The sequence below is a fragment of the Streptomyces sp. NPDC014734 genome (genome assembly GCF_043083325.1).
In the GTDB taxonomy this organism is placed as follows: Bacteria; Actinomycetota; Actinomycetes; order Streptomycetales; family Streptomycetaceae; genus Streptomyces.
This window is the reverse complement of sequence record NZ_JBIBYN010000013.1, coordinates 141,114-164,513: the sequence shown is the minus strand read 5'-3', so window position 1 is coordinate 164,513 and position 23,400 is coordinate 141,114. Positions and strand designations below refer to the sequence as shown.

The window sequence follows — 23,400 nt, the reverse complement described above, 5'->3', positions numbered from 1 at the left end:
CCGGGTCCGCCACGAGACCGCCACCGGGCCGTCAACGGATCCGCCACGAGACCGCCACCGGGCCGTCAACGGATCCGGCCGCCCGGCCCGGCCGTCCGAACCGTCCCCTCGGGCCGCTCCGCCCGCCGCGGCCGGGCGGGTCACCTGATCTCGGGCGGCGAGATCCGCGAGGTCTCGATCGCCGACGCGGTGATGCCCCACTTCCGCAGAATCCGTTCATAGGTGCCGTCCGCCTCCAGGCCGTTCACCGCGGCCCGGAGGGCGGGCGCCAGCGGACTGCCCTTCTTGAGCGCGAAGCCGACGTCCAGCCGCTTGAACTCGTTGAGGAAGCGCACGCCCCGCTGCTGCTCCACCGCGTACCGCAGCCCGTTGATCGTCGACATCACCACATCGCTGCGGCCCTGCTGGAGCGAACCCCAGGTCGCGCCCTGGTCGCTGTAGGTCTTCACCCGGTACGGCTCGTGGCCCGTCTCGGAGCACCGGTGCCGGTTCTCCTCCAGCGTCACCTCGAAGGTGGTGCCCGCGCCGGTGCCGATGGTCAGCCCGCAGAGCTGCGTGAGATCGGTGACCTTCCGGAGCGTGCTGTCGTCGCGCACCGCGAAGCCCTGGCCGTCGTTGACGTAGGTGACGAAGTCGATGGTCCCGCGGCGCTCGTCGGTCACCCCGAAGTTCCCGGTGCCCACGTCGTACTTGCCGCTGCCCAGGGCCGGCAGGATCGCCTCGAAGGAGGCCACTTCGCGCTTCAGCTCCAGCCCCAGCTTCCTGGCGACCGCGTCCGCGATGTCGATGTCCGTGCCGGCCACCGTCCTTCCGTCCGGGAGGTAGGTGGAGCTGGGCGGGTTGCCGACGGCGGTGGCGACGGTCAGCGTTCCGGAGGCGCGGACATCGGCGGGCAGCAGCTTCGCGGCGGTCTTGTCCTCGCGCACCGACGACACCACGTCGTCGGTGGGGATCTCTCCCCCGGCCGCCGCGGGTCCGGCGGCACCGGCCGGAGCGGTGGCCGGGTCACCGGACCCGCAGCCGGTGAGGCCGAGAGCGGCGAGGGAGATCAGCGCGAAGGCAGCGGTGTGCCGGATTCGGGGCATGGGGCGTGCTTCTCCAGAGGTCGTCGGCCGAGCGGGCGCATCGCACACGGCACCCGGACGCGCCGGGGCGCGGACGCCAGGGACCTCAGACGTGCGGGGCCGTCGCCGGAGCGAGGCGCGGTGGCATCACGGCCGGGGCGGAGGAACGGGACGGGACGGAAGGCGCCGGGGCGCGGAGGAACGGTGACACGAGGGGAGGGTGCGGCGATGTTGTGTACGTGAGGACACGCGGGGAAACAACGCCCGGGCGCGGCACACGGCGCCAGGCGGAAACGCGGCAGGAATCAGTGGGTCGGCTCAACAGGAGGACGACCACACGCGACCGAAGTCGATGTGGGAGCGCTTGACCAGCCACTGCTGCGAATGCATGGCCCCAGTGGAACAGGCATCCGGTGACCCGTCAACCGCACTGAGACGTACGGCTCACAGTGTGGACAAGCTTGACAGCGCACGGTGAACGGCGCTTACCTCGGAGGCGGACCGGTGCTGAGGGGCCCGGTCCGTGTTGTGTCCGCGACGAGGACGCGCCCCGTGTTCGATCTCTGCATCCACGGAGCCCTCGTATGCCCGCGCAGACAGACACCCTTCCTCCCACCCTCCCCGCCCCGCCCACGAAGAACGACGGCGCCGAACGGCTCCGGATCGTCCCGGTGCGCCGGACCGGCCAGTGGACGACCGCCGTTGCCGTCCTTGCGCTGCTCGTCCTGGCGCTGAATTCCATCGCCCGCAACGACGCCTTCCAGTGGGACGTCGTCGCCGAGTACTTCGCCACCACCGCGGTCCTGCGCGGCCTCGGCCTCACCCTCTGGCTGACGGCGCTGGTCATGGTGCTCGGATTCGCCCTCGGCACCCTGCTCGCCGTACTCAGAATGTCTGGCAACGCCGTTCTGAGAACGGTGAGTTGGGGATACATATGGCTTTTCAGGTCCACCCCGGTCCTGGTCCAGCTGCTGTTCTGGTTCAACATCGGCGCGCTCTACCCCCGGATCCTCGGCATCCGCACGGTCGACCTCCTCGGCCCCGTCACGGTCGCCGTCATCGGCCTCACCCTGCACGAGGCCGCGTACGCCGCCGAAGTCGTCCGCGGCGGCGTCCTGTCCGTCGAACGGGGACAGATCGAGGCCGCCCAGTCGCTCGGGCTCGGACCGTGGCGCAGGTTCCGCCGGATCGTGCTGCCGCAGGCGATGCGCTCCATCGTCCCGCCCGCCGGGAACATGCTGATCGGCACGCTCAAGGGCACCTCGATCGTCAGCGTCATCGCCGTGCAGGACCTGCTGTACTCGGTGCAGCTCGTGTACCACCGCACCTACCAGGTCATTCCCCTGCTGCTGGTGGCCACGCTCTGGTACGCCGTCGTCACCTCGCTGCTGAGCATCGGTCAGCACTACGTGGAACGGCACTACGCGCGCGGCACGGCGGGCGCCCGGTGAGCGGCGCACCCGTACTCGTCGTCATCGGCGCTGGGCCGCGCGGCACCGGACTGATCGAGCGCATCGCCGCCAACGCCCCCGAGGTGTACGGGGACCGCCCCCTGGACATCCACCTCGTCGACCCGTACCCGCCGGGCGGCGGACGGATCTGGCGGCACGACCAGTCGCCGCTGCTCTGGATGAACTCCATGGCCGAGGACGTCACGATGTTCACCGACAACACGGTCCGGCAGGAGGGTCCGATACGCCCCGGACCCGCGCTCCACACCTGGGCGGCGGGCGTCCGGAACGGGCGGACCGCACTCCCGGAGGCCGCCCACCTCGACCCCGAACTCCTGAAGGAAATAGTGGAGTTGACGCCCGGGGACTTCCCGAGCCGACGGCTTCAGGGCGTCTACCTGCGATGGGTGTACGCGCAGTCCGTGGCCGCACTCCCGGAGAGTGTCACCGTCCACTGGCACCGCGACCGGGCGGTGCGCGTGACCGGACCCCGGGACGGGCGCCAGCGGGTCTGGCTGGAGGGACGGGACCGGCCGCTCCTTGCCGATCTCGTCGTCCTCACCATCGGCCACCTCGACGCCGAACCGGAGCCCGGACACGTCGAGTTGGCGGGATTCGCGGACCGGCACGGCCTCGTCCACCTGCCACCGGACTTCACCGCCGACACCGACCTGACCGCCCTCCCGGCGGGCGAGCCGGTCCTCGTCCGCGGCTTCGGACTCGCCTTCGTCGACCTGATGGTGCTGCTCACCGAGGGCCGCGGCGGACGGTACGAGAACGGCGCGTACCTGCCCTCCGGCAGGGAACCCGTGCTCCACGTCGGCTCCCGCCGGGGCGTCCCCTACCGCTCCAAGATCGGCTACCCCTGGCGGGGAGAACGCCCGCCGCTGCCGCGTTTCCTCGGACCGGACCTGATCGAGACGCTGCTGAAGGCGCAGGATCCGATCGACTTCCGGCGCGATGTGTGGCCCCATGTCGACAAGGAGCTCGGATACGCCCACTACCACCGGCTCTTCACCGCCCACCCGGAGCGGACCGAGCGCGACTGGCCCGGCTTCGAGGCGGAGTACGCCGCGGCCGCCCCGGGCGGTCCGGAGCTGCGCGCCCTCGTGTCGGCCGCCGTCCCCGACCCGGCGGACCGGCTCGACCTCGACGCGCTCGACCACCCCCTGAACGGGGTGCGCCACGACTCCCACGACGCACTCCAGGAAGGGCTGCGCGCCCACATCACCGCCGACCTGGAACGCCGCCACGACCCGGCCCGCAGTCCGGACCTCGCCGTCTTCCTCGGGCTGCTTTCCGCCTACGGGCAGCTGATCCGGCTCGGCGACACCGGCGACCGGTGGCACGGCTTCTTCAGCTACCTCGCCTCCGGCCCGCCGGGCCCCCGGCTGCGGCAGCTCCTCGCGCTCTCCCGGGCCGGAGTCGTGCGGTTCCTCGGCGCCGGAATGACCGTCGAAACCGATGAGAGCCGGGGCCTCTTCGTGGCCGGGAGCGCGACCGTGCCGGGGGAACGGGTGGCGGCCCGCGCCCTGGTCGAGGCCCGGTTGCCGGACCCGTCCACCGAACGCAGCCGCAGCCCGCTGCTCCAGGACCTCCACGCGGACGGGGCCGCCGCCACCGCCTCCGGGCTGCTCTCGGTCGATCCCGACGACGGCCGGATCGTGGGCCGCGACGGCCGCCCGCACCCGCGCCGTTTCGCCCTCGGCCCGTTCACCACCGCACGCGCCGGCGGGGCGTTCACCCGGCCGCGCACCGGGGGCACTGCCTTCCGCCAGAACGACGCCACCGCGCGCACGGCGCTCGCCCTCCTCGGGGCTCTTGCCGGTCCCGGTCGTCCCGGCGACGCCTGACCGCGGCCTCGCGCACGCCCCCGACCCCGCCCCGGCAGCCCTCACACCCCTGGACCTCTCATGCCTCTCACCAGCGATCCACCCATCGACAGGTCGACACGACCACACGACGACGGACCTGCCTTCCTCTCCTTCGACACGATGAGCCCGATCGGTGCGACGGGCGCCGCCGTCCTCGGCCCGGCACCGCGCCGGGCCGCCCACGCGGCGGAGACCGTGCGGGGCGGCGTCCCCGCCGCGGACCACGGCCAGTCGGCGGGGGCCGCCGCGCTCCCCGTCCTCCGGCACCACGTCGAACGCCACTACGCCAAGGGGACCTCCCGATGAGCCGTACGACCGACCGCGCCACCGGATCCGCGCGACCCATGGTCGAGATCCGCTCCGTCCACAAGCGCTTCGGCGGCCTCGAAGTGCTGCGCGGCATCGACCTGACCGTGCGGGCCGGTGAGGTCACCGTCGTTCTCGGCCCGTCCGGCTCCGGCAAGTCCACGCTGCTGCGGACCATCAACCACCTGGAGCGGGCCGACCGCGGCTGGATCAGCGTCGACGGCGCCCTGGTCGGCTACCGCAGGGACGGCGACAAGCTGTACGAACTGCGTGAACGCGAGGTCCTGCGCCGCCGCACCCGCATCGGCTTCGTCTTCCAGAACTTCAACCTCTTCCCGCACCTGACCGTGCTGGAGAACATCATCGAGGCCCCGGTGGCCGCCCTCGGCCGCACCAGGAAGGAGGCCGTCGCCACCGGGGAGAGGCTGCTCGCCCGGGTCGGGCTCGCCGACCGGGCGGCGGCGTACCCCGAGCAGCTCTCCGGCGGGCAGCGGCAAAGGGTCGCCATCGCCCGCGCGCTGGCCCTCGAACCGAAGCTGCTGCTCTTCGACGAGCCGACCTCGGCGCTCGATCCCGAGCTGGTCGGTGAAGTGCTGGACGTCATCAAGGACTTGGCGGAACAGGGCACCACGATGATCGTCGTCACGCACGAGATCGGCTTCGCCCGCGAGGTCGCCGACACCGTCGTCTTCATGGACGAGGGACGGATCGTCGAGCGGGGAGCCCCCGGTGACGTGCTCGACCGGCCGGTGCACGAGCGCACCCGCGCCTTCCTCTCCAAGGTTCTGTGATCACCGCCGTGCCCATGCCGAGGAGTACGCGTGTGCCCGGTGCCCGGAGCCCGGTGCCCGGTGCCCGGAGCCCGGAGCCCGGAGCCCCGACGCCGAACGCCGAATGCCGAATCCCGAGGTCCTGAGGCCCCGCGATCCCGAACACCGAGCCCTGAGAACCGGGCGGAACCGAGCCCCGAGAGGCACTGAGATGTCCGCAACCACCCCGCTGCACCTGGCCGCCGAGATCGGTGGTCCGCCCCGCTACGATCCCGGGCACTACACCGCCCTCGCCCGGCTCGCCGAACGCGGCGCACTCGACTTCGTCACGCTCGGCGACTCCTTCGCCCGGCCCGGCCCGGACGCGCTCGCCGTGCTGTCCCGGGTCGCGCCCGCCACCGACCGGATCGGCCTGGTGCCGACCGTCACCACCACGCACACCGAGCCGTTCCACGTGTCGTCGGCCGTGGCCACCCTGGACTGGGTGAGCCGCGGCCGGGCGGGCTGGAACGTCGATGTGTCGACCACCGGGGCCGAGGCCCGGCTCTTCGGACGACGCCCGCCGGCGCCCGTCGAGGAGCTGTGGCGCGAGGCCGGCGAGAGCGCCGACGTGAGCGCACGGCTCTGGGACAGCTGGGAGGACGACGCCGAGATCCGGGACGTCGCCACCGGACGCTTCGTCGACCGCGGCAGACTGCACCACATCGACTTCGAGGGCGAGTTCTTCGCGGTCCGCGGCCCGGCCATCGTGCCCCGGCCGCCGCAGGGGCGCCCGGTCACCGTCGTCGACGGGACGGGCGGGCCTGCCGCACGCGTCGCCGCCCGGCACGCCGACGTCGTCCTCGTCCGGGCCACCACCCCCGAACGCGCCGCCGCGATCCGCGCCGAACTGCGCGGCCGGGCTGCGGCGTACGGGCGCGACCCCGGAGCACTCCGATTCCTGGTCGCGCTCACCGTCGACCTCGGCGACGCCGAGACCGTCCCGGAACCCGGGCTGGAGAGCGGCCCCCCGCTCGCGGGCGGCGGGACCTACTACCGCGGCGGCCCGGTCGACCTCGCCGAACTGATCGGCCGGTGGCACCGCGGCGGTGCGGCGGACGGCTTCCACCTCACCCCCATCACCCCCGGACGCGACCTCGAACGGATCGTCAACGGAACCGTGTCCCTGCTCCAGCACCGGGGCCTGTTCCGCACCTTCCACCCCGGCGGCACCCTGCGCGAACACCTCGGGCTGACCCGTCCCGCCAACCGATACGCCGCCGAAGGAGGCCGGGCATGAGCACCACACCTCGGCAGATGCACCTCGCCGCCCACTTCCCGGGCGTCAACAACACCACCGTCTGGTCGGACCCCCGTTCCGGGAGCCAGATCGACTTCTCCTCCTTCGCGCATCTGGCCCGGACGGCGGAACGCGGCAGGTTCGACTTCTTCTTCCTCGCCGAGGGGCTGAGACTGCGCGAGCACAACGGCCGGATCCACGACCTGGACGTGGTCGGCCGCCCCGAGTCCCTCACCGTGCTGTCCGCGCTGGCGGCCGTCACGGACCGGCTGGGGCTCGCCGCCACCGTCAACGCCACCTTCAACGAGCCGTTCGAGCTGGCCCGCCGCTTCGCCACCCTGGACCATCTCAGCGCGGGCCGCGCCGCCTGGAACGTCGTCACCTCCTCCGACGCCTTCACCGGGGAGAACTTCCGGCGCGGCGGCTACCTCGACCGGGCCGACCGGTACACCAGGGCCGCCGAGTTCGTCGCCGCCGCCCGCGAGCTGTGGGACAGCTGGACCCCCGACGGGGCCCCGCGTCCGTTCGCGCACCGCGGTCAGCACTTCGGCATCGAGGGCGAGTTCACCGTCCCGCGCTCCCCGCAGGGGCACCCCGTCGTCATCCAGGCCGGGGACTCCCCCCAGGGCCGCGAGTTCGCCGCGTCCACCGCCGACGTCGTCTTCACCCGGCACGGCACCCTGGAGGCCGGCCGTGCCTTCTGCACGGACGTCAAGGCGCGGCTGGCGACGTACGGCCGCAAGGCCGACGAGCTGAAGGTCATGCCCGGTGTCACCGTGGTGCTCGGCGACACCGACGCCGAGGCCCAGGAACGGGCGGCCGAGATCCGACGCCTGCAGATCTCGCCGCAGAACGCGCTGCTGGCGCTGGAACAGGTCTGGGGCCGCGACCTCTCCTCCTACGACCCCGACGGCCCCCTGCCGGAGATCGAACCGGATCCCGGTTCCACCCTGGTCCAGGGGCGGGTCGCGCACGCCGATCCCCTCGCGGTGGCGGCCCGTTGGCGCGCCCTGTCGAAGGAGAAGGGGCTGTCGATCCGGCAGACCGTCATCGAGACGTCCGGGCGGCAGTCCTTCGTCGGCAGCCCCCGCACGGTCGCGGCGCGCATGACGCAGTTCGTCGCCGCGGACGCCGCCGACGGGTTCATCCTCGTCCCGCATCTCACGCCGGGCGGTCTGGACGACTTCGTCGACAGGGTCGTGCCGCTGCTCCAGGAACGCGGGACGTTCCGCGGCGACTACACCGGATCCACCCTGCGCTCGCACCTCGGGCTCGCCGAGCCGGTGTGGAAGGGGTGACGCATGAGCACGGACACGCCGGGGCCGCGGGAGACCGAGCGGGCGGCACAGGACTGGCAGCACTGGCACGAGAAGCGCATCGCCGGGGTCGCCGCCCCGTACGGGCCGCTCTCCCTCACCGGCACCCACTGGCTCTCCGACCACCCGGACGGCCGCGTTCCGGGGGTGCCGGGCCGGTGGCGGGAGGACGGCGACGAGGTGGTGCTCGACGCGGACGCGGAGGACGGCCCGACGGTCGACGGAAGGCCCCTGGCGGGCCGGGTCCGTCTCACCGCCGACCGCGGCCCGATCGAGGCGTCCCGCGTCGCGCACGGCGGGCGCCGCCTGGTCGTGCTCCGCCGCGAAGGACTCTGGGCGGTACGGGACTTCGACCCGGAATCCGCCGCCCGACGGGCCTTTCGGACCATCGTGGCCACCCCGTACGACGCCCGCTGGGTGCTGCCGGGCTCCTTCCGCCCGTACGACGGGGTGCGCACCGTCCGGGTCGAGAACGCCGACGGCGCCGAGCGCGGCCTCACACTCGGCGGCGAGATCGTCTTCGGGAACGGGGGAGCGGAGCACACCCTGAGCGCGGTGATCGAACCGGACGGCTCGCTCTGGGCGGTCTTCGCGGACGCGACAAGTGGGGGAAGCAGCTACCGGTTCAGGTTCCTGCGGCCCGCCGCCCCGTCGCCGGACGGCGCGGTGACGGTCGACCTGAATCGCGCGCTGCTGCCGCCCTGCGCCTTCGCGGAGCACTTCATCTGCCCCTTCCCGCCGCCCGGCAACACTCTTCCGTTCGCCGTCGACGCGGGAGAGCGCCACCGCGTCGACCACTGACACACCCTCACGTTCCCCCGGGGCGTCGGCCCCGGCGGCCCGTCCGGCCGCCGGGGCCGAGGGGCGGTCCGGGGGGAGGCGGACCGAAAGGCCCTCTTGCGCCGGAAGTTGACGCCTTGAATACTCCCGTGCAGCGCTTGTCAGGAACACGGCATGTTTGCGTCGTGCGCAGCCTGCCGTGCGAACGACTGCGCCTCACGGGTCCGACCACCCCACAGGCGGACCCCCGACTTCCCTCGGGAGGAACGAAAAGTGAGGATCAAGCGCACCACCCCCCTCAGCGGTACCGTCAGACGCAGCCGGGTCGTCGCCGTCGCCGCGGGACTGCTCGCCGTCGCCGCGCTCGCCGTCCCCAGCGCACAGGCCGACTCCGCCACCACATTGAGCGCCGCCCGGCTCACCGCCGTGAACGACGCCGTGCTCAAGGCCGACGTGGCGGGTACCGCCTGGAGCGTCGACCCGAAGTCCGGCACCGTGACGGTCTCCGCGGACAGCACGGTCTCGCAGGCCGGGATAGCGCGGATCAAGCAGGCGGCCGGAGCCGACGCGGGTGCCCTGCGGATCGAGCGCACCCCCGGGAAGCTCAGCAAGCTGCTCTCCGGCGGGGACGCGATCTACGCCCCCGGCTGGCGCTGCTCGCTCGGCTTCAACGTCCGCAGCGGGAGCACCTACTACTTCCTGACCGCCGGCCACTGCACCGACGGCAACCCGCCCTGGTACACCAACTCCTCCCAGTCGACCAGCATCGGCCCGACGGTCGGCTCCAGCTTCCCGGTCAACGACTACGGCCTGGTGCGCTACGACAACACCTCCGTCCCCCATGACGGCACCGTCGGCAGCGTCGACATCACCGGTGCGGCCGATGCCACGGTCGGCATGTCCGTCACCCGCCGGGGTTCCACCACCGGCACCCACAGCGGTTCCGTCACGGGGCTCAACGCCACGGTCAACTACGGCAACGGCGACGTCGTGTACGGCATGATCAAGACCAATGTGTGCGCGGAGCCCGGTGACTCCGGCGGCCCGCTGTACTCGGGGTCCAAGGCCATCGGCCTCACCTCCGGCGGCAGCGGCGACTGCTCCTCGGGCGGCACCACGTACTTCCAGCCCGTTCCCGAGGCGCTCAGCGCGTACGGGGTCAGCATTTTCTGACCGGGGGCGGGGCCGACGCGGGCCCGGTACTTCACACCTGAGCTCGATGCTCGAACACCCGTCGGCCCGATCCTCGAACAACAGTGGGAAGAGACAGGGAGCCCCCGCCCGAATTCCGGGCGGGGGCTCCCGCTCGCCCGTCCCGTCTTGAGAGGATGTGGGGCAGGTCGGTCATGCAGGAGCAAACGGGGGCGGATGCTGTCCCGCCCGGAGGGTGGCCTCCGGGGACCCCCGGCAGACACCTCAGGGGGTTCCAGGTCCGTGAATCGCATCGGAGTGACCGGTCATCGCAGCATTCCGCACGAGGCCCACGCGCACGTCCTGGCCGGGCTGGAGACGGCCCTGAGCCGCTTCCGGGGGTCGATGGAGGCGCTCTCCAGCCTGGCGGTGGGGGCGGACCAGATCTTCGCCGACCTCGCCCTGGCCCGTGGCGCGGACCTGACCGTGGTCATCCCGAGCGGCGACTACGAGGCCTCCTTCGCCGACGCGGCCGAACTCGCCCGCTACCACGCCCTCAGAAACCGTGCGGTGCGGGAGGTCCGGATGGACTTCCCGCACTCCACCGACGAGGCGTACTACGCCGCCGGCACGTACATCGCCGACCACTGCGACCGGCTCCTCGCCGTATGGGACGGCCGGCCCGCCCGCGGCCTCGGCGGCACCGGCGACATCGTGAGCTACGCCCGCGGCCTGGGCCGCCCGGTCACCGTCATCTGGCGCGAGGGCGTGGAGCGCGGCTGACCCGCGACGCGGCCGGCCTCCGGGGCCGGCCGCCCCGGCCACGCCTGATTCTCCGTCACATCTGGTGCCGGGCGAGCCAGTCGGTGTGCTGCGGCGAGACGATGCGCTCGGTCTCGAACACCGCGCGCGGCCACTGGCGTTCGGTCAACGTGGTCTCCATCGCGACCTGCATCGCCTCCAGGTCGTCCTCCACCAGCGAGTGGGCGGAGATCAGCGGGTGGTGGCGGCGGATCTCGTTCCAGGCGAGGCAGGCCGCGGCGGCGGCGGACAGCACCCCGGTCAGGGCGAAGGACTGGGCGACCGAGAACGTCCGCAGCAGGGCGGAGAGCAGCGCCAGCGCGGTCAGGACGGCGATCGTGCTCGACCAGAGCAGGGTGGCCCGCCGTGACACCTCCTGGCGTCTGCGGTACCACGTGCGCTGTTCGATCAGCCGGTCGCGGATGTAGGTCTCCTTGCGAACGGTGAACGCCCTGTTCCGTAATTCCCGCATGGAGTCGGTGATCAGGCCGCCGGAGTCCGCCGTGAGGTCGCGGGGGTCGGTCCAGCCCACTTTCCGGAGCTCCTGGAGGCCCTCTTCGAGGCGGTTCGCGAACACGGCCTCGGGGTGCAGGGTGTCGGTGTCGAAGGGGGAGCCGTGCACCGAGTAGCGCCAGCACATCGACTTGATGAACTCCGCGGCGGAGCGGTTGAGCTGCCAGTGGGACTTCGCCCTGCGCCGGGTGGCGAGGTACGTCGTCAGGAGCACACCCGTGTAGGCCAGGACACCCACGGCGTCGATGAGCTGGAAGGTGCCGCCGAGTTCCGCGTGCCAGGGCAGCGCCGCCGGCACCGTGCCGATGACCAGGAGGACCAGTTGGACGCGGGTCGTGTTCACGGCCTCCCGCTGGCTCGTGACCGCGATGGCGTCCGTGTGGTGGAAGAGCTCCGGCAGGTCAGCGTTCCTGAACACCATGCTCCGGAGCGGTCCGGGAATCGCCGTCATGTTCGCTCCCGTCTGCAGTTGTGGAGGCAAGAGAGTAAGGGGCGCCGTGGGGTGCGGCAACGAAACCGACGCGCCGGTGGTCCTTTTCAGTCCCGCCGCCAACTCCCCCTGAAGCAGAGGGCGTTGTGGAAGAGCGGCCCAACTGGCAATATTTTAAGGCCATTTACTGATGGTGCACCCTTCGGTGCCCGTCGCTGCGGGGGAGAGGCCGATGAGCGGAACGGTCCGGGACGACGTCTCATTGTGTGATGCCCAGCGGCGGATTCGCAGAAGCCCGCTGCTGTTCGCCGTTCCGTTGGTCTTCCTGGTCCTGCTGCTGGTGGTGCTCGTCTGGGAGACGATCCGGGCCAATGTGTCGGCCGGAACCCTTGCCGAGTGGCCTTGGCGTCTGCAACTCCTCGACGGCGAGGCGCTGGGCAGTCTCCTCGCCGTCGCGGCGGGGGCCGTGCTGGCCCGTGCGCAGTACGCCCGCACGGTGAGGCCGTATCTGGGATGGCGGGGCACTTGGGCGAAGGGAGAGCTCGCCGGGGGCGTTCCCGCGTGGCGAGTCGGGATAATGAACGGTGGTCAGCACCTCGCCGTTGTCGAGTCCTGGGACTTCAAGGTGGTGCTGAGAGGGGAGCGGGGACGCCCGGACGCTCCCTGGGGAAGCCTCCTCGACGCCTCCGGCGAGCTGACCGGGGCCGGACTGGTCGACGGCGCGGACTTCCGGCTCATCGCTTTCGGGGCCGGGTTCCCCCTGGTGGGGGCCGGAAGCCACGAGACGGTACTGATGGGCGCGTTCTCGGAGGAATGCGTCGGGCGGGTCCGGTCCCTGTACGTGCGCGCCAGGATCACGGATGTCGTGGGCGACACCCACGAGAGGATCATGGACTGCATGAGGGGTGCGCGGGCGAGCGGGCTCCCTCCGGCCGACTGAGTGCTCGGCCTCCGGGAGGGCGCTTTGGTCGGGCGGTGTCCGCCGCGAGTGAGCCGGTTCGCTCCCCCTCCCACCACGGCCGATACCGGTTCTCGCCACGCCCGTGACTTTTCTTTATGCCAGTCGTGTGACGAGCGGATCTCCGTAGTTGCCAAGCCCGTTGAGGGGAGTAAAGTCATTCCGCCGGGCACTGTGAATATGCAGAAACTGGCTGCTTTGCTCATGATCCGGAACGCTCCCCTCAAGGATGGCCGTGAAGACATCTGAATCCCCTCGCGCCTTCGCTGTTGCGAAGAAGAGCCGCGTGTCGCTCGCCGAGATCGACCCCCGCGGTGCAGAAGCCAGCCGGAAGCTCGGCCGAGTGTTCTCGGCCCCCGCGGACCGCCACACCCAGGCATCGACCTTCAGTTCCGCGCTCTGATGTGCGCAGCATGCTGGCTAGACTGAGGGAATGACAGGACCCCTGGTCCCATTCCGCGAAATTGTACTTAAAGTACACAGCAGGTGCGATCTTGCCTGCGACCATTGCTACGTCTACGAACATGCAGATCAGAGCTGGCGTACCCGCCCCAGGACAATCTCTGACGAAGTCATCTTCCGGACAGCTCAGCGCCTGGCCGAGCATGCCGCTGCGCATGCGTTGCCCTCCGTGTCAGTGATCCTGCACGGAGGGGAGCCCCTACTGGCGGGCCCCGCCCGACTGCGGCGCGTCTGCGAAGGGCTGACTTCCGCCTTCGAGGGCGTCGCGGAGCTCGATCTCCGGGTCCACACCAACGGAATCCAGCTCAGCCCGCGCTATCTCGACCTCTTCGACGAGTTCGACGTCAGGGTCGGCATCTCCCTCGACGGCGACCGGGCCGCCAACGACCGGCACCGGCGCTACGCCGACGGGCGCAGCAGCCATCCCCTGGTCCTCAAGGCCGTCGAGCTGCTCCGGCAGGAGCGCTACCGCCATCTCAATCTCGGTCTGCTCTGCACCGTCGACATCCGGAACGACCCGCACGCGGTCCTCGACGCGCTCATCGAGCTCGAACCGCCACTCATCGACTTCCTGCTGCCGCACGCCACCTGGGACGAGCCGCCGTTCCGTCCCGACGGGTCGCCCACGGCCTACGCCGACTGGCTCCTCACGGTCTTCGACCGCTGGGAGGAGCGGGGGCGCCCGGTGCCGGTACGGATCTTCTCCTCGGTGCTGTCCACGCTGAGCGGCGGCCCCAGCCTCACCGAGTCGCTGGGCCTCGCCCCCACCGACCTCGTCGTGGTGGAGACCGACGGGCAGCTGGAGCAGGTCGACTCGCTCAAGAGCGCCTACGAGGGTGCCGCGGCCACCGGGTTCGACGTCTTCAGCCACACCTTCGACGAGGTGGCGGCACACCCCGGGGTACGGGCCCGCCAGCTCGGGCTGGCCGGTGTCAGCGAGACCTGCCGGCGATGTCCGGTCGTACGTTCGTGCGGGGGTGGTCTCTATACCCATCGCTACGACTCCGCCGGGCCCTTCGGCCCGTTCGACAACCCGTCCGTGTACTGCGCCGACCTGGAGGCGCTGGTGCGCGGGGTCGAGGCGCGCACCGCGGGGACCCTGGTCGCCCCGGCGGTGACCGACCGCGCCGAGCTCGCCGTCGCCCAGCAGGACCTCACCCGCACCCTGCTCGCCCGGCTGAACGCCGACATCGGCCGGCGCGGCGGCCGGGAGTGGGCGCAGGCGTGGGAGCTCGCCGGTGCCATCGAGGCGTCCGAGCGGGGTGCGCGCGGCCTGGACGAGGTGCTGGCGCTGCCGTACACCCGCGGCTGGCTGCTGCACGCCCTGGAGCCGGCGCACGAGCGGTTCGGAGCCGTCCGGGCGGCACGCCGGCTGTCGACGTACCTGGCGGCGGCCGTCGCGAGGGCGGGTCTCGACCTGCCCGTACGGGTGACGTTCTCGGACGGTGTCCTCTTCCTGCCCGGCCTCGGCGAGTTGCGGGTCGCGGGCGCCGGGGAGTGCGGCACGGCTCTGGTGCGGGGCGCCGAGGAAGGCTTCCTGGTCCACAGGGAGGGGGGCGACGAGGACGAGCCGAGGGTCGTGCGCCCGGAGCGGGCCGGTCCCGACTGGCGGCCGTTGCGACGCATCGTGCTTCCGGGGGCGGTACCCGGCCCGGTGCTGGACGACATGGACCCGTCCCGTGACTGCTTCCCCCGTCGAGCGGCCCCCGCCCTCGACGAGCGGGCCGCCGCCGGTGCGGCGGCCCGGATCGCGGAGGCGTGGACGCTCCTCGCGGAGAAGGCTCCCCGGCACGCCCGGCAGATGGCCGGCTTCCTCACCACCCTCACCCCGCTGACCGGAACGGCCCCGGCCGAGCCCTCGGTGGGACGCCACGGACCGGGTGCCCTGGGCATCTCGCCGGACGGCAGCGCCGAGGAACTGGCGTTCGCATTGCTCCGGGGTTTCCGGCGGGCGGAATTGCGGGCGCTTTGCGACGTCACGGATCTTTACGCCGCAGACGGCTCCTGGGAACATCGAATTCCATGGCAGGAAGAACCAGTTCCGTTTTCCCGGCTGCTGGCCGACACCTACGAACGGGTGGGGCTGGGGGATTTCGAGCCAGATTGGCTCGAAGGAGTTCCGCGGGCTCTTGATGTGCTGGAGAGGGCCGCCGAACTCACCGTCCATGGAAAGCGACTGCTGGACCTGATGCGCAAAGAGGTGTGAGACGGTCCGGGTTCAGTATTCCTGTTCGACCGAGAGGGGCGGTACGCATGGGGCAACAGGGGAGAATGCGGCACAGACCGAATTCGATCAAGGAAATCATTCACTGAATCCGGGAACGCGTGACCGGAAACCGGCGTTGAATGACCGAACGCCATGGGAGTGGAGCAACCTCCGCTCCGGAATGATGAATTCGCTCGCATTCACCTCACCTCACTTCCCGGATGCGGGTGCTCACACAGGACGGGGGTCGTGTGCACGCAACAACGCAACAGCGAGTGGCGGACCATCGGCCGTACTTCTTCTTGAGCTACGCCCACACACCGGGGTACGGCGGTGGCACGGACCCCGACATGTGGGTCGAGCGTCTCTTCCAGGATCTCTGCGGCCATGTGATGGCCATGACCGATCTGCCCGCCGGCGCGCCCGCCGGGTTCATCGACCGCGAGATACGCTCCGGTGAGGGCTGGTCCGAACGGCTCGGCGAGGTGCTCGCCACCTGCCGGGTCTTCGTCCCGCTGTTCTCACCGCGCTACTTCGCCAGCGAGATGTGCGGCAAGGAGTGGTACGCCTTCGCGCAACGGGCCATTCATCATCGTGCCCGCTCCAACCAGCGCGCCGAGGCGATCGTCCCGGCGCTCTGGGTTCCGGTTCCGCCCAGCCAACTCCCCGGCCCCGCCGAACGGTTGCAATTCAATCACCGTGATTTCGGCGACCGCTACGTCAGCGACGGACTCTACGGGCTCATCAAACTCAGGCTCTTCGCCGAGGAGTACGAGCGCGCGGTGTACGAACTCGCCAAGCGCATCGTCAATGTCGCGGACACCATACGGATCGGCACCGGCCGCCCCGTCGACTACCGGCTGGCCCCCAGCGCCTTCGGCCCGCCGAACAGCACCGTCGCCCCCCGCCCCATGCAGGTGACGATCGCCGCGCCCACCCGGCACGACCTGCCCGAGGGGCGCAACGCCGACTACTACGGCGACACCCCGCAGGACTGGAACCCCTACCACCCGGTCGCCGCCCGCCCGCTGGCGTACATAGCCGAGGACCTGGTGCGCTCCCTCAACTACCAGGCCACCATCTCCTCCTTCGACGAGGAGTCCGGGCACCCCGAGGGCAAGCACGTGCCCAGCAGGCCGGAGATCCTTCTCGTCGACCGCTGGGCCCTGCAGGACGAGGACCGGTGCCGACGGCTCGCCGCCTTCGACGCCGAGAACCGTCCCTGGGTGACGCTGGTCGTGCCGTGGAACCGCGAGGACTTCGAGAGCAGGGCGGCCGAGGCCGAACTCACCGAGAAGCTCGAACGGACCATGCCGACCAAGATGAGCCAGGGGCGGGCCTTCTGCCGGGCCGCCGCCAAGGGAGTGCCCAGCATGGAGGCGTTCGGGCAGATCCTGCCGCAGGTGGTCGAGGTGGCCGCCCAGCAGTACCTGAGACACGCGGCGGTCTACCCACCCGCCACCGGAGGCGGCCACACCGAACGGACACGGTTGATGGGGCCCATGGCGCAGACGAACTACATCCCCGAGACACACGACCCTGCGACGGACGCGGAGGACACGGATGACGGCCGGTCGTGACGGGCGCATCGTCACCTTCTACTCGTACAAGGGCGGCACCGGGCGCACCATGGCCCTGGCCAACACCGCCTGGATACTCGCCGCCAACGGCAAGCGGGTACTGGCCGTCGACTGGGACCTGGAGGCGCCGGGGCTGCACCGGTTCTTCCACCCCTTCCTCGACCCCTCGACGCTCGGTGCCACCACCGGCGTCATCGACCTGATCACCGAATACGCGTGGGCCGCGACCAGTCCCGCCCAGCGCGCCGACGACTGGCACCGCGACTACGCCCGCATCCAGCCGCACGCCGTCTCCCTCGCCCCCGAGGCGCTCGGCTGGGAGTTCCCGCAGGGCGGCACCCTCGACTTCGTCTCCGCGGGACGCCAGAACCGCGAATACTCAGCGACGGTCTCCACCTTCGACTGGGACAACTTCTACGACCGGCTCGGCGGCGGCCACTTCTTCGACGCCCTGCGCGCGGACATGAAGGCCAACTACGACTACGTCCTGATCGACAGCCGGACCGGCCTCAGCGACATCGCCGACATCTGCACCGTCCACCTGCCCGACGTCCTCGTCGACTGCTTCACGCTCAGCGACCAGTCCATCGACGGCGCCGCCTCCGTCGCCCGCCAGATCTCCGAGCGCTACACCGGCCGCCCCATCGCGATCTATCCCGTCCCGATGCGCATCGACGAGGGCGAGAAGGAGAAGGCCGACGCCGGACGGGCCCTGGCCCGGCTGAAGTTCGACCGGCTGCCCCGCGACCTGTCCGGCGACGAACTCACCGCCTACTGGGGCGCGGTGGAGATTCCCTACCGCCCCTACTACGCCTACGAGGAGACCCTCGCCACCTTCGGCGACGAGGCGGGACTCACCAACTCGCTGCTCTCCGCCTTCGAACGGCTCACCTCGGTCATCACCGACCAGCAGGTCACCTCGATGCCACCGGTCGGCGAAGAGGTGCGGCTGCGCATCAGGGACGCGTTCACCCGGCGCAGGCCCGCACTGCCCGCGGACCTCTTCCTCAGCTACGTGGCGGAGAACCGGATGTGGGCCGACTGGATCGAGTCCGTGCTCACCCGGGCCGGGTTCCGGGTCGTGCCGCGCGACGTGTCCGCCGAGCGGGAGGAATCGGAACCGGCGGGCGTCGCGGAGAACGCGGCCCGCACCGTGGTGCTGCTGTCCAGCGCGTACCTCAAGTCGCAGCGCGCGGTGAGCCTCTGGGACCGGGCGGTGGCGGAGGACCCCGGCGGCGGCCGGCGCCAGCTCCTGCCGCTGAGGGTCGGTGACGTACGGCTGTCCGCGGCCTACATCGACCGCAACCCCGTCGACCTCTTCCGGCTCGACGAGGTGCACGCCACCGCCGTGCTGCTGCGTGCCCTCGACCGGCCCGTCCAGCTCACCGACGGTGTGTCGCCCGGGCCGCGCTTCCCCGGCACGGTGCCCAGGATCTGGAACGCCCCGCCCCGCAACCCGGGCTTCACCGGCCGTTCCCTGGTCCTGGAGCGGATGCGTGACCAGCTCGGCGGCGGCATGGCCGTGGTGCTGCCGCAGCCGCAGACCCTGTACGGGCTCGGCGGCGTCGGCAAGACCCAGGTCGCGCTGGAGTACGTGCACCGCTTCATGGCCGACTACGACCTGGTCTGGTGGATATCCTCGGAGCAGACCGACGACGTGGTCGCCTCGCTCGCCGAGCTGGCCGTGCGGCTCGGCGCCCAGGGCGGCGACGACATGGCGGCCGCCTCGCAGGAGGCCGTGGACCTGCTGCGGCGCGGGGTCCCCTCGGACCGCTGGCTGCTGGTCTTCGACAACGCCGACGACCCCGAGCGGCTGAGGCGGTACTTCCCGCAGGGCGGCTCCGGGCACATCCTTGTCACGTCCCGGAACCAGGCGTGGTCCCAGCACGGCGACGCCCTGCCCGTCGACGTCTTCCTGCGCGAGGAGTCCATCGAACACCTCCAGCGCCGGGCTCCGGGGCTGAGCGACGAGGACGCCGCCCAGGTGGCCACCGCGGTCGGCGACCTGCCGCTGGCCGTCGAGCAGGCGGCGGCCTGGATCGCGGAGACCGCCACCCCGATCGACACCTACCTGGAGCAGTTGGCACAGCAGGCCCCCGAGGTCCTGGCGCTCAACCAGCCGGCCGGCTACCCGCAGCCGGTCGCCGCGACCTGGAACATCTCCATCGAACGGCTCAAGGAGCGCTCGCCGGCCGCGGTGCGGCTGCTCCAGCTCTGTGCCTTCTTCGCCCCGGAGCCGATCTCCGGGAACCTCCTCTACAGCAAGGAGATGATCGAGGCGCTGAAACCGTACGACGCCTCGCTCCAGGAGAAGCTGGTGCTGGGCCGGGTCATCCGGGAGATCGGCAGGTTCGCCCTCGCCAAGGTCGACCAGGTCTCCAACTCCATCCAGGTGCACCGGCTCGTCCAGGCCGTGATCCGGGCACAGCTCAGCGAGGAGGAGCAGCGCGACGCCCGGCACGCCGTGCACCGCATCCTCGCGGGTGCCCGGCCCGATGACGACGAGCCGATCGACAACCCCTCGACGTGGCCGCAGTTCGCGACCATCTGGCCGCACCTCGCCCCCTCCGACGCCCGCAACTGCAAGGAGCCCGAGGCGCGTCGGCTGCTGATCGACCGGGTCCGCTACCTCTGGAAGCGCGGCGAGTTCCGGACCGCGGGAGCCCTCTGCGAGGAACTGCGCGCCATCTGGAAGGAGACGCTGGGGGAACGGGACATCCAGTACCTCTACCTCTGCTTCCACCTCGCCAACATCTACCGCTCGCGCGGGCGTTACGTGGAGGCGCGGGAGCTGGACGAGGTCACGCTGGCCATGCAGCAGGAGGTGCTGGGGCCGGAGCATCCGCACACCTACATGAGCACCAGCAGCCTGGCGACGGACCTCGGCACGCTCGGCGAGTACACCAGGGCGATCGAGCTGGCGACCGAGGCCACCGACGGGTTCAACCAGATCTTCCACGAGTCGCACCCCAGGACCCTGGCGGCGGCGAACAACCTGGCGTTCACCCTGCGGTCCATCGGGCAGTACGCCAGGGCCCGGGAGATCGACCAGGACGTCTTCGACCGGCGGGTGGAGGTGCTCGGCGCGGAACATCCGTACAGCCTGTCCTCGGCCATGAACCTCGCCCGCGACCTGCGTGACGTGGGGCGGTACGAGGACTCCGTCGGCATCCTCAGCCGTACGTACGACAGCTACAAGGCCACGCTCGGCAGGGCGTTCCCCGGCACACTGAGCGCGGCGAAGAGCCTGGCCGTGTCACTGCGGAGGGCGGGCAGACTGGAGGATGCCCGCAGGCTCACGGCCGCCACCCTGGCCAGGTACCGGGCCAAGTACACGGCCGCCAACCCGGAATGGCTTGCCTGCGACCTCAATCTGGCGGCCGACCTGTACGCGGCGGGCGAGACCGTCGAGGCCAGGGACACCGCGCAGCAGGTCGTCGACCAGTACGTGAAGGTGCCGGGGGAGAAACATCCGTACACCCTGGCGGCGCTGAACAACCTTGCCGTCTACCAGTTGGGTGTCGGTGCGGTGGAGGAGTCGGAGCAGGTGCTGACCCGGGTGGTCGCGTCGATGCGGGAGGTGTACGGGCAGGAGCACCCCAACACCCTGTTCTGCGTCATGAACCTGGCCAACGTGACGGCCGAGCAGGGCGATCTCGACATCGTCCTGAGGACCGAGCGGCAGTTGTCCGGGCAGCTCAGGCACGTACTGGGGGCACACCATCCGGAGACCTTGGCCATGATGTCGAACATGGCGGTCACGCTCGACGCGATGGGGCGCCATGACGAGGCCGTGCGGCTGAGGGCGGAGACCGGCGACGAACTGTCCCGGCAGCTCGGGGACGACCATCCGATGACGAAGATCGCCCGCAACGAGAACCGGTTCGAGCGCGAACTCGAACCGATGCAGGTCTGAACGAGGGGGAGCGTCCGGCGAATCGCCGGACGCTCCCCCCTGCCTTCACTCGGCAAGCGGCTCCAGCAGCCAGTTGAGGATGCTGGGCAGGGCGTGCAGGGCGTCGAAGTGCGCCGCGGCCGGCTCCAGCACCACGGTGGCGTTCGGGATGCGCCCGGCCAGCCAGCGCGAGTGCCCCACCGGCGAGAACACGTCCTTCTCGCCGTGCCACAGCATCACCGGACCCGGAATGTCCGACGGATCGAACCCCCACGGACGACTGAACGCGATCGCGTCGTCGATCCAGCCCCATGCCGAGGTGCGCAGCCCCTCACGGTAGTTCCGCAGCAGCATGGAGCGGACGCCGGCGTCGTTGACCACCATCCGGTCGGAGTCGGTGAGTTCCCGGCGCAGGTCGTCGATCAGCCGGACCGGGTTCTTCCTGATGACCGCCGACCGTGAGATGAACGACTCGGCGAGCCCGTCCGGGTCGGCCGCAGCGGTGGAGTAGGCCAGTACGTTGGACGCGGCCATCCCCTCGAACCAGTCGAGGCCGTCGGCGCCCCAGGGGGCCAGCCCGACCAGCGCGGCGGTACGGGTCACCCGCTCGGGCATCAGTGCCGCGCAGGCGAGGGCGTGCGGGGCGCCGCCGGACCGGCCCACCACGGCGAACCGTTCGAGGCCCAGGTGGTCCGCGATGGCCCGCACGTCCTGGACGGCGTCGGCGACACAACGGCCCGGCAGCCGGTCGGAATCCCCGTAGCCCGGTCGGTCGTAGGCGATCAGCTGGGTCTTGCGCTGGTACAGCACCATGCCGCGCGGCGCCGGCCCCAGCCTGCTGCCGGGCATCCCGTGCAGCAGGAAGACCGGTCTGCCGCGTGGGTCCCCCAGACGCTCCACCATCAGATGCCGCCCGTCCTCCGCGCGCACCCGGCTTCGCACTCCGTGCCTCCTCCGTTTGGTGCGGGCACGACGTGCCCGACTTTCCCGCCCCGAATCGATGATGGCTCATCAAAGCCCTTACCGGGACGGCGTGTTGGGAAACAGTGCCCGGCTCAGGGGGCGCGGAGGACGGCGGTCGGAATGCACACGGACCGTGATGGTCTGCGCCCTCGGGCAGGAAATGGCCCGGTCATGGGCCCCGCGCACCCCTGGAGCGGTGCGCGCGAGCCCAGGAACGGACCAGGATTCGACAGGCGTTATCCGGCCGCGCGTGTCCGTGCGACGAAGGCGGTCCATTCGTTCCGCGGGATGCGGAGGACCGGTCCGCAAAAGGAACAGGCCCGCCACCGTCCGGCACGGGGCCGTGCGCTCGGCCGGCGTGTCCGGCCGTCGGCCAGGACCACGACGACATCCGGCCGGGGCCGCGCCCCTCGACGGAGAAGGGGACGGGGCGCGGCCCGTACGGAGGCGGCCGGGTCAGTCGACCGTCGAGCCGAACGGCGGCGGGGGGTCGGCGATGTCCTGCGGGGTGCGGCGCATGGCGATCAGGCAGGTGACGAGGGTGCCCGCCACCGCCCACGCGGACAGCACCAGCAGCGGCCCGGTGATCGCGTTGCCCCGGAAGTAGGCGATCGAGCGGGCCACCCAGGTACCGGCCCCGGGCGGCAGCGCGGGGCCGATCGCCCGCCAGAAGTCCGGGAGCATCGGCAGCGGGAAGGCGCCGCCGGCGCTCGGGTTGCCCGCGATCACCACGACCAGCACGGCCAGGCCGATGCCGACGATGCCGGTGAGGGCCTGGAGGGCGAGGGTGAGCATGCCGACCGCGAAGACGGTAAGCGCCCCCAGCCCCGACAGGCCCCAGAAGCTTCCGGGCAGTGCGCCGAGGATCGGGCCGATGATGAGCGCGCCGCCGATGCCGCCGACGACGGAGTACAGCGCCATGACGCCGGTCCGGATCAGGGCGCGCTGCCGGTTGGCGGGTTTGGCGCCGGCGCTGATGGCCAGGATCGACGCGCAGAGGTAGCCGCCCACGCACCAGCCCACGACCAGGTAGAAGGACGAGATCCCGTTGAAGTCCTGGCCGGAGGCGGGGGCCAGGTCCACGGGCCGTACCGTGCGCTGCCGGGCCCCGTCCGCCTTCGTGACGATCCTGGTCAGAGTGTCGGCCATGGCGGTGCCGCCGCCGGAGGCGACGAGGACGGTGTCGGTGGTGGAGGCGGGGTCGACGATCAGGGCGCCGTCGATCTCGCGGTTCATGATCTGCTCGCGGGCCGTGGCCTCGTCGGTGAGCGCGCGGGGGTCCAGCGGGCCGCCCGGGAGGTTCTTCAGCTCGGTCAGGAGTTGTGCGGACATCTGCCGGGGGGCGACGACCCCGAAGGGGACGTCCGTCGGTTTCGGCCGGTGCAGTGCTCCGACGTAGGAGGCGATGAACAGCAGTTGCAGCGCGAGTACACCGATGACGAGCACGGCGGCCCGTGGGGTGACGGCGTTCTTCACCTCGTCGACGAAAGTCATGTCCCCACGCTCCGGGGTGTCGGCCGCCGGTGCAGGTGGGGCTGGGCCGAACGGGTGAACGGGAGCGGAGGGGGAGGTGTCCGGGTCCGGGGGCGTGTCCTGTGCGGCCCCGGTCCGCCCCGCCTCG

General features: G+C 71.2%; 18 protein-coding genes. 14 read left to right on the top strand and 4 right to left on the bottom strand.

The window, feature by feature from the left end; all coding sequences use genetic code 11:
- Window positions 1–140: 140 nt before the first annotated feature.
- Window positions 141–1,085 (bottom strand): ABC transporter substrate-binding protein, encoded by a 945-nt coding sequence (locus ACF1CT_RS21705; protein WP_391785543.1) that lies wholly within the window; start codon window positions 1,083–1,085, stop codon window positions 141–143.
- A 563-nt stretch (window positions 1,086–1,648) separates the two neighbouring features.
- Here ACF1CT_RS21705 and ACF1CT_RS21700 point away from each other — a divergent pair.
- The 9 genes from ACF1CT_RS21700 to ACF1CT_RS21660 all read left to right on the top strand — a co-directional run bounded on the left by ACF1CT_RS21700 (window position 1,649) and on the right by ACF1CT_RS21660 (window position 10,754).
- Window positions 1,649–2,515: an amino acid ABC transporter permease gene (locus ACF1CT_RS21700; RefSeq protein WP_391785542.1), complete on the top strand. Its 867-nt coding sequence runs from the start codon at window positions 1,649–1,651 to the stop codon at window positions 2,513–2,515.
- Window positions 2,512–4,368, top strand: coding sequence for an FAD/NAD(P)-binding protein (locus tag ACF1CT_RS21695; protein WP_391785541.1), 1,857 nt, complete (start codon window positions 2,512–2,514; stop codon window positions 4,366–4,368). The genes ACF1CT_RS21700 and ACF1CT_RS21695 overlap by 4 nt, the downstream gene beginning before the upstream one ends.
- Window positions 4,369–4,428: 60 nt before the next feature.
- Complete coding sequence (locus ACF1CT_RS21690; protein ID WP_391785540.1) at window positions 4,429–4,695, top strand: hypothetical protein; 267 nt, start codon at window positions 4,429–4,431, stop codon at window positions 4,693–4,695.
- 38 nt (window positions 4,696–4,733) lie between these two features.
- Complete coding sequence (locus ACF1CT_RS21685) at window positions 4,734–5,486, top strand: amino acid ABC transporter ATP-binding protein (RefSeq protein WP_391785589.1); 753 nt, start codon at window positions 4,734–4,736, stop codon at window positions 5,484–5,486.
- 190 nt (window positions 5,487–5,676) lie between these two features.
- Window positions 5,677–6,744, top strand: coding sequence for an LLM class flavin-dependent oxidoreductase (locus ACF1CT_RS21680; RefSeq protein ID WP_391785539.1), 1,068 nt, complete (start codon window positions 5,677–5,679; stop codon window positions 6,742–6,744).
- 17 nt (window positions 6,745–6,761) lie between these two features.
- On the top strand, window positions 6,762–8,042 hold the full coding sequence (locus ACF1CT_RS21675; protein ID WP_391785588.1) for an NtaA/DmoA family FMN-dependent monooxygenase: 1,281 nt from the start codon (window positions 6,762–6,764) through the stop codon (window positions 8,040–8,042).
- A 3-nt stretch (window positions 8,043–8,045) separates the two neighbouring features.
- Window positions 8,046–8,861, top strand: coding sequence for a DUF1684 domain-containing protein (locus tag ACF1CT_RS21670; RefSeq protein WP_391785538.1), 816 nt, complete (start codon window positions 8,046–8,048; stop codon window positions 8,859–8,861).
- Between the two features lie 252 nt (window positions 8,862–9,113).
- Window positions 9,114–10,013, top strand: a complete 900-nt coding sequence (locus tag ACF1CT_RS21665) for a S1 family peptidase (protein WP_391785537.1) — start codon at window positions 9,114–9,116, stop codon at window positions 10,011–10,013.
- Between the two features lie 261 nt (window positions 10,014–10,274).
- On the top strand, window positions 10,275–10,754 hold the full coding sequence (locus ACF1CT_RS21660) for a hypothetical protein (protein ID WP_391785536.1): 480 nt from the start codon (window positions 10,275–10,277) through the stop codon (window positions 10,752–10,754).
- A 55-nt stretch (window positions 10,755–10,809) separates the two neighbouring features.
- On the opposite strand, the gene ACF1CT_RS21655 is transcribed toward ACF1CT_RS21660, so the two are convergent.
- Complete coding sequence (locus ACF1CT_RS21655; RefSeq protein WP_391785535.1) at window positions 10,810–11,736, bottom strand: DUF4231 domain-containing protein; 927 nt, start codon at window positions 11,734–11,736, stop codon at window positions 10,810–10,812.
- Between the two features lie 211 nt (window positions 11,737–11,947).
- Here ACF1CT_RS21655 and ACF1CT_RS21650 point away from each other — a divergent pair, with 211 nt between their 5' ends.
- From ACF1CT_RS21650 to fxsT, 5 genes are all read left to right on the top strand, one after another.
- Window positions 11,948–12,655, top strand: coding sequence for a hypothetical protein (locus ACF1CT_RS21650; RefSeq protein WP_391785534.1), 708 nt, complete (start codon window positions 11,948–11,950; stop codon window positions 12,653–12,655).
- Between the two features lie 253 nt (window positions 12,656–12,908).
- Window positions 12,909–13,076: an FxSxx-COOH cyclophane-containing RiPP peptide gene (gene fxsA / locus ACF1CT_RS21645; protein ID WP_391785533.1), complete on the top strand. Its 168-nt coding sequence runs from the start codon at window positions 12,909–12,911 to the stop codon at window positions 13,074–13,076.
- Between the two features lie 30 nt (window positions 13,077–13,106).
- Entirely contained in the window at window positions 13,107–15,341 is a 2,235-nt protein-coding gene (gene fxsBH / locus ACF1CT_RS21640) for a radical SAM/SPASM protein FxsBH, inactivated beta-hydroxylase extension form (RefSeq protein ID WP_391785532.1), read from the top strand.
- Between the two features lie 221 nt (window positions 15,342–15,562).
- Window positions 15,563–16,921 carry an FxsC protein gene (fsxC, locus tag ACF1CT_RS21635; RefSeq protein ID WP_391785531.1) on the top strand — a complete coding sequence of 453 codons (1,359 nt, stop codon included), beginning with the start codon at window positions 15,563–15,565 and terminating at the stop codon, window positions 16,919–16,921.
- Window positions 16,905–20,837 carry an FxSxx-COOH system tetratricopeptide repeat protein gene (gene fxsT / locus ACF1CT_RS21630; RefSeq protein ID WP_391785530.1) on the top strand — a complete coding sequence of 1,311 codons (3,933 nt, stop codon included), beginning with the start codon at window positions 16,905–16,907 and terminating at the stop codon, window positions 20,835–20,837. The genes fsxC and fxsT overlap by 17 nt, the downstream gene beginning before the upstream one ends.
- A 45-nt stretch (window positions 20,838–20,882) precedes the next feature.
- Here the strand turns inward: fxsT and ACF1CT_RS21625 are convergent, their stop codons facing one another.
- Window positions 20,883–21,758 (bottom strand): alpha/beta fold hydrolase, encoded by an 876-nt coding sequence (locus tag ACF1CT_RS21625; protein WP_391785529.1) that lies wholly within the window; start codon window positions 21,756–21,758, stop codon window positions 20,883–20,885.
- A 477-nt stretch (window positions 21,759–22,235) separates the two neighbouring features.
- Window positions 22,236–23,273: a DUF3533 domain-containing protein gene (locus tag ACF1CT_RS21620; RefSeq protein ID WP_391785528.1), complete on the bottom strand. Its 1,038-nt coding sequence runs from the start codon at window positions 23,271–23,273 to the stop codon at window positions 22,236–22,238.
- Window positions 23,274–23,400: the final 127 nt, after the last annotated feature.

Bases quoted from the DNA above. Each gene is read 5' to 3' on its own strand.
- ACF1CT_RS21700 (WP_391785542.1), top strand. From the start codon at position 1,649: ATGCCCGCGCAGACAGACACCCTTCCTCCCACCCTCCCCGCCCCGCCC.
- ACF1CT_RS21620 (WP_391785528.1), bottom strand. From the start codon at position 23,273: ATGACTTTCGTCGACGAGGTGAAGAACGCCGTCACCCCACGGGCCGCC.
- ACF1CT_RS21685 (WP_391785589.1), top strand. From the start codon at position 4,734: ATGGTCGAGATCCGCTCCGTCCACAAGCGCTTCGGCGGCCTCGAAGTG.
- ACF1CT_RS21690 (WP_391785540.1), top strand. From the start codon at position 4,429: ATGCCTCTCACCAGCGATCCACCCATCGACAGGTCGACACGACCACAC.
- ACF1CT_RS21655 (WP_391785535.1), bottom strand. From the start codon at position 11,736: ATGACGGCGATTCCCGGACCGCTCCGGAGCATGGTGTTCAGGAACGCT.
- fsxC (WP_391785531.1), top strand. From the start codon at position 15,563: ATGCGGGTGCTCACACAGGACGGGGGTCGTGTGCACGCAACAACGCAA.
- ACF1CT_RS21680 (WP_391785539.1), top strand. From the start codon at position 5,677: ATGTCCGCAACCACCCCGCTGCACCTGGCCGCCGAGATCGGTGGTCCG.
- ACF1CT_RS21670 (WP_391785538.1), top strand. From the start codon at position 8,046: ATGAGCACGGACACGCCGGGGCCGCGGGAGACCGAGCGGGCGGCACAG.
- ACF1CT_RS21705 (WP_391785543.1), bottom strand. From the start codon at position 1,085: ATGCCCCGAATCCGGCACACCGCTGCCTTCGCGCTGATCTCCCTCGCC.
- ACF1CT_RS21675 (WP_391785588.1), top strand. From the start codon at position 6,762: ATGCACCTCGCCGCCCACTTCCCGGGCGTCAACAACACCACCGTCTGG.
- ACF1CT_RS21650 (WP_391785534.1), top strand. From the start codon at position 11,948: ATGAGCGGAACGGTCCGGGACGACGTCTCATTGTGTGATGCCCAGCGG.
- fxsBH (WP_391785532.1), top strand. From the start codon at position 13,107: ATGACAGGACCCCTGGTCCCATTCCGCGAAATTGTACTTAAAGTACAC.
- fxsT (WP_391785530.1), top strand. From the start codon at position 16,905: ATGACGGCCGGTCGTGACGGGCGCATCGTCACCTTCTACTCGTACAAG.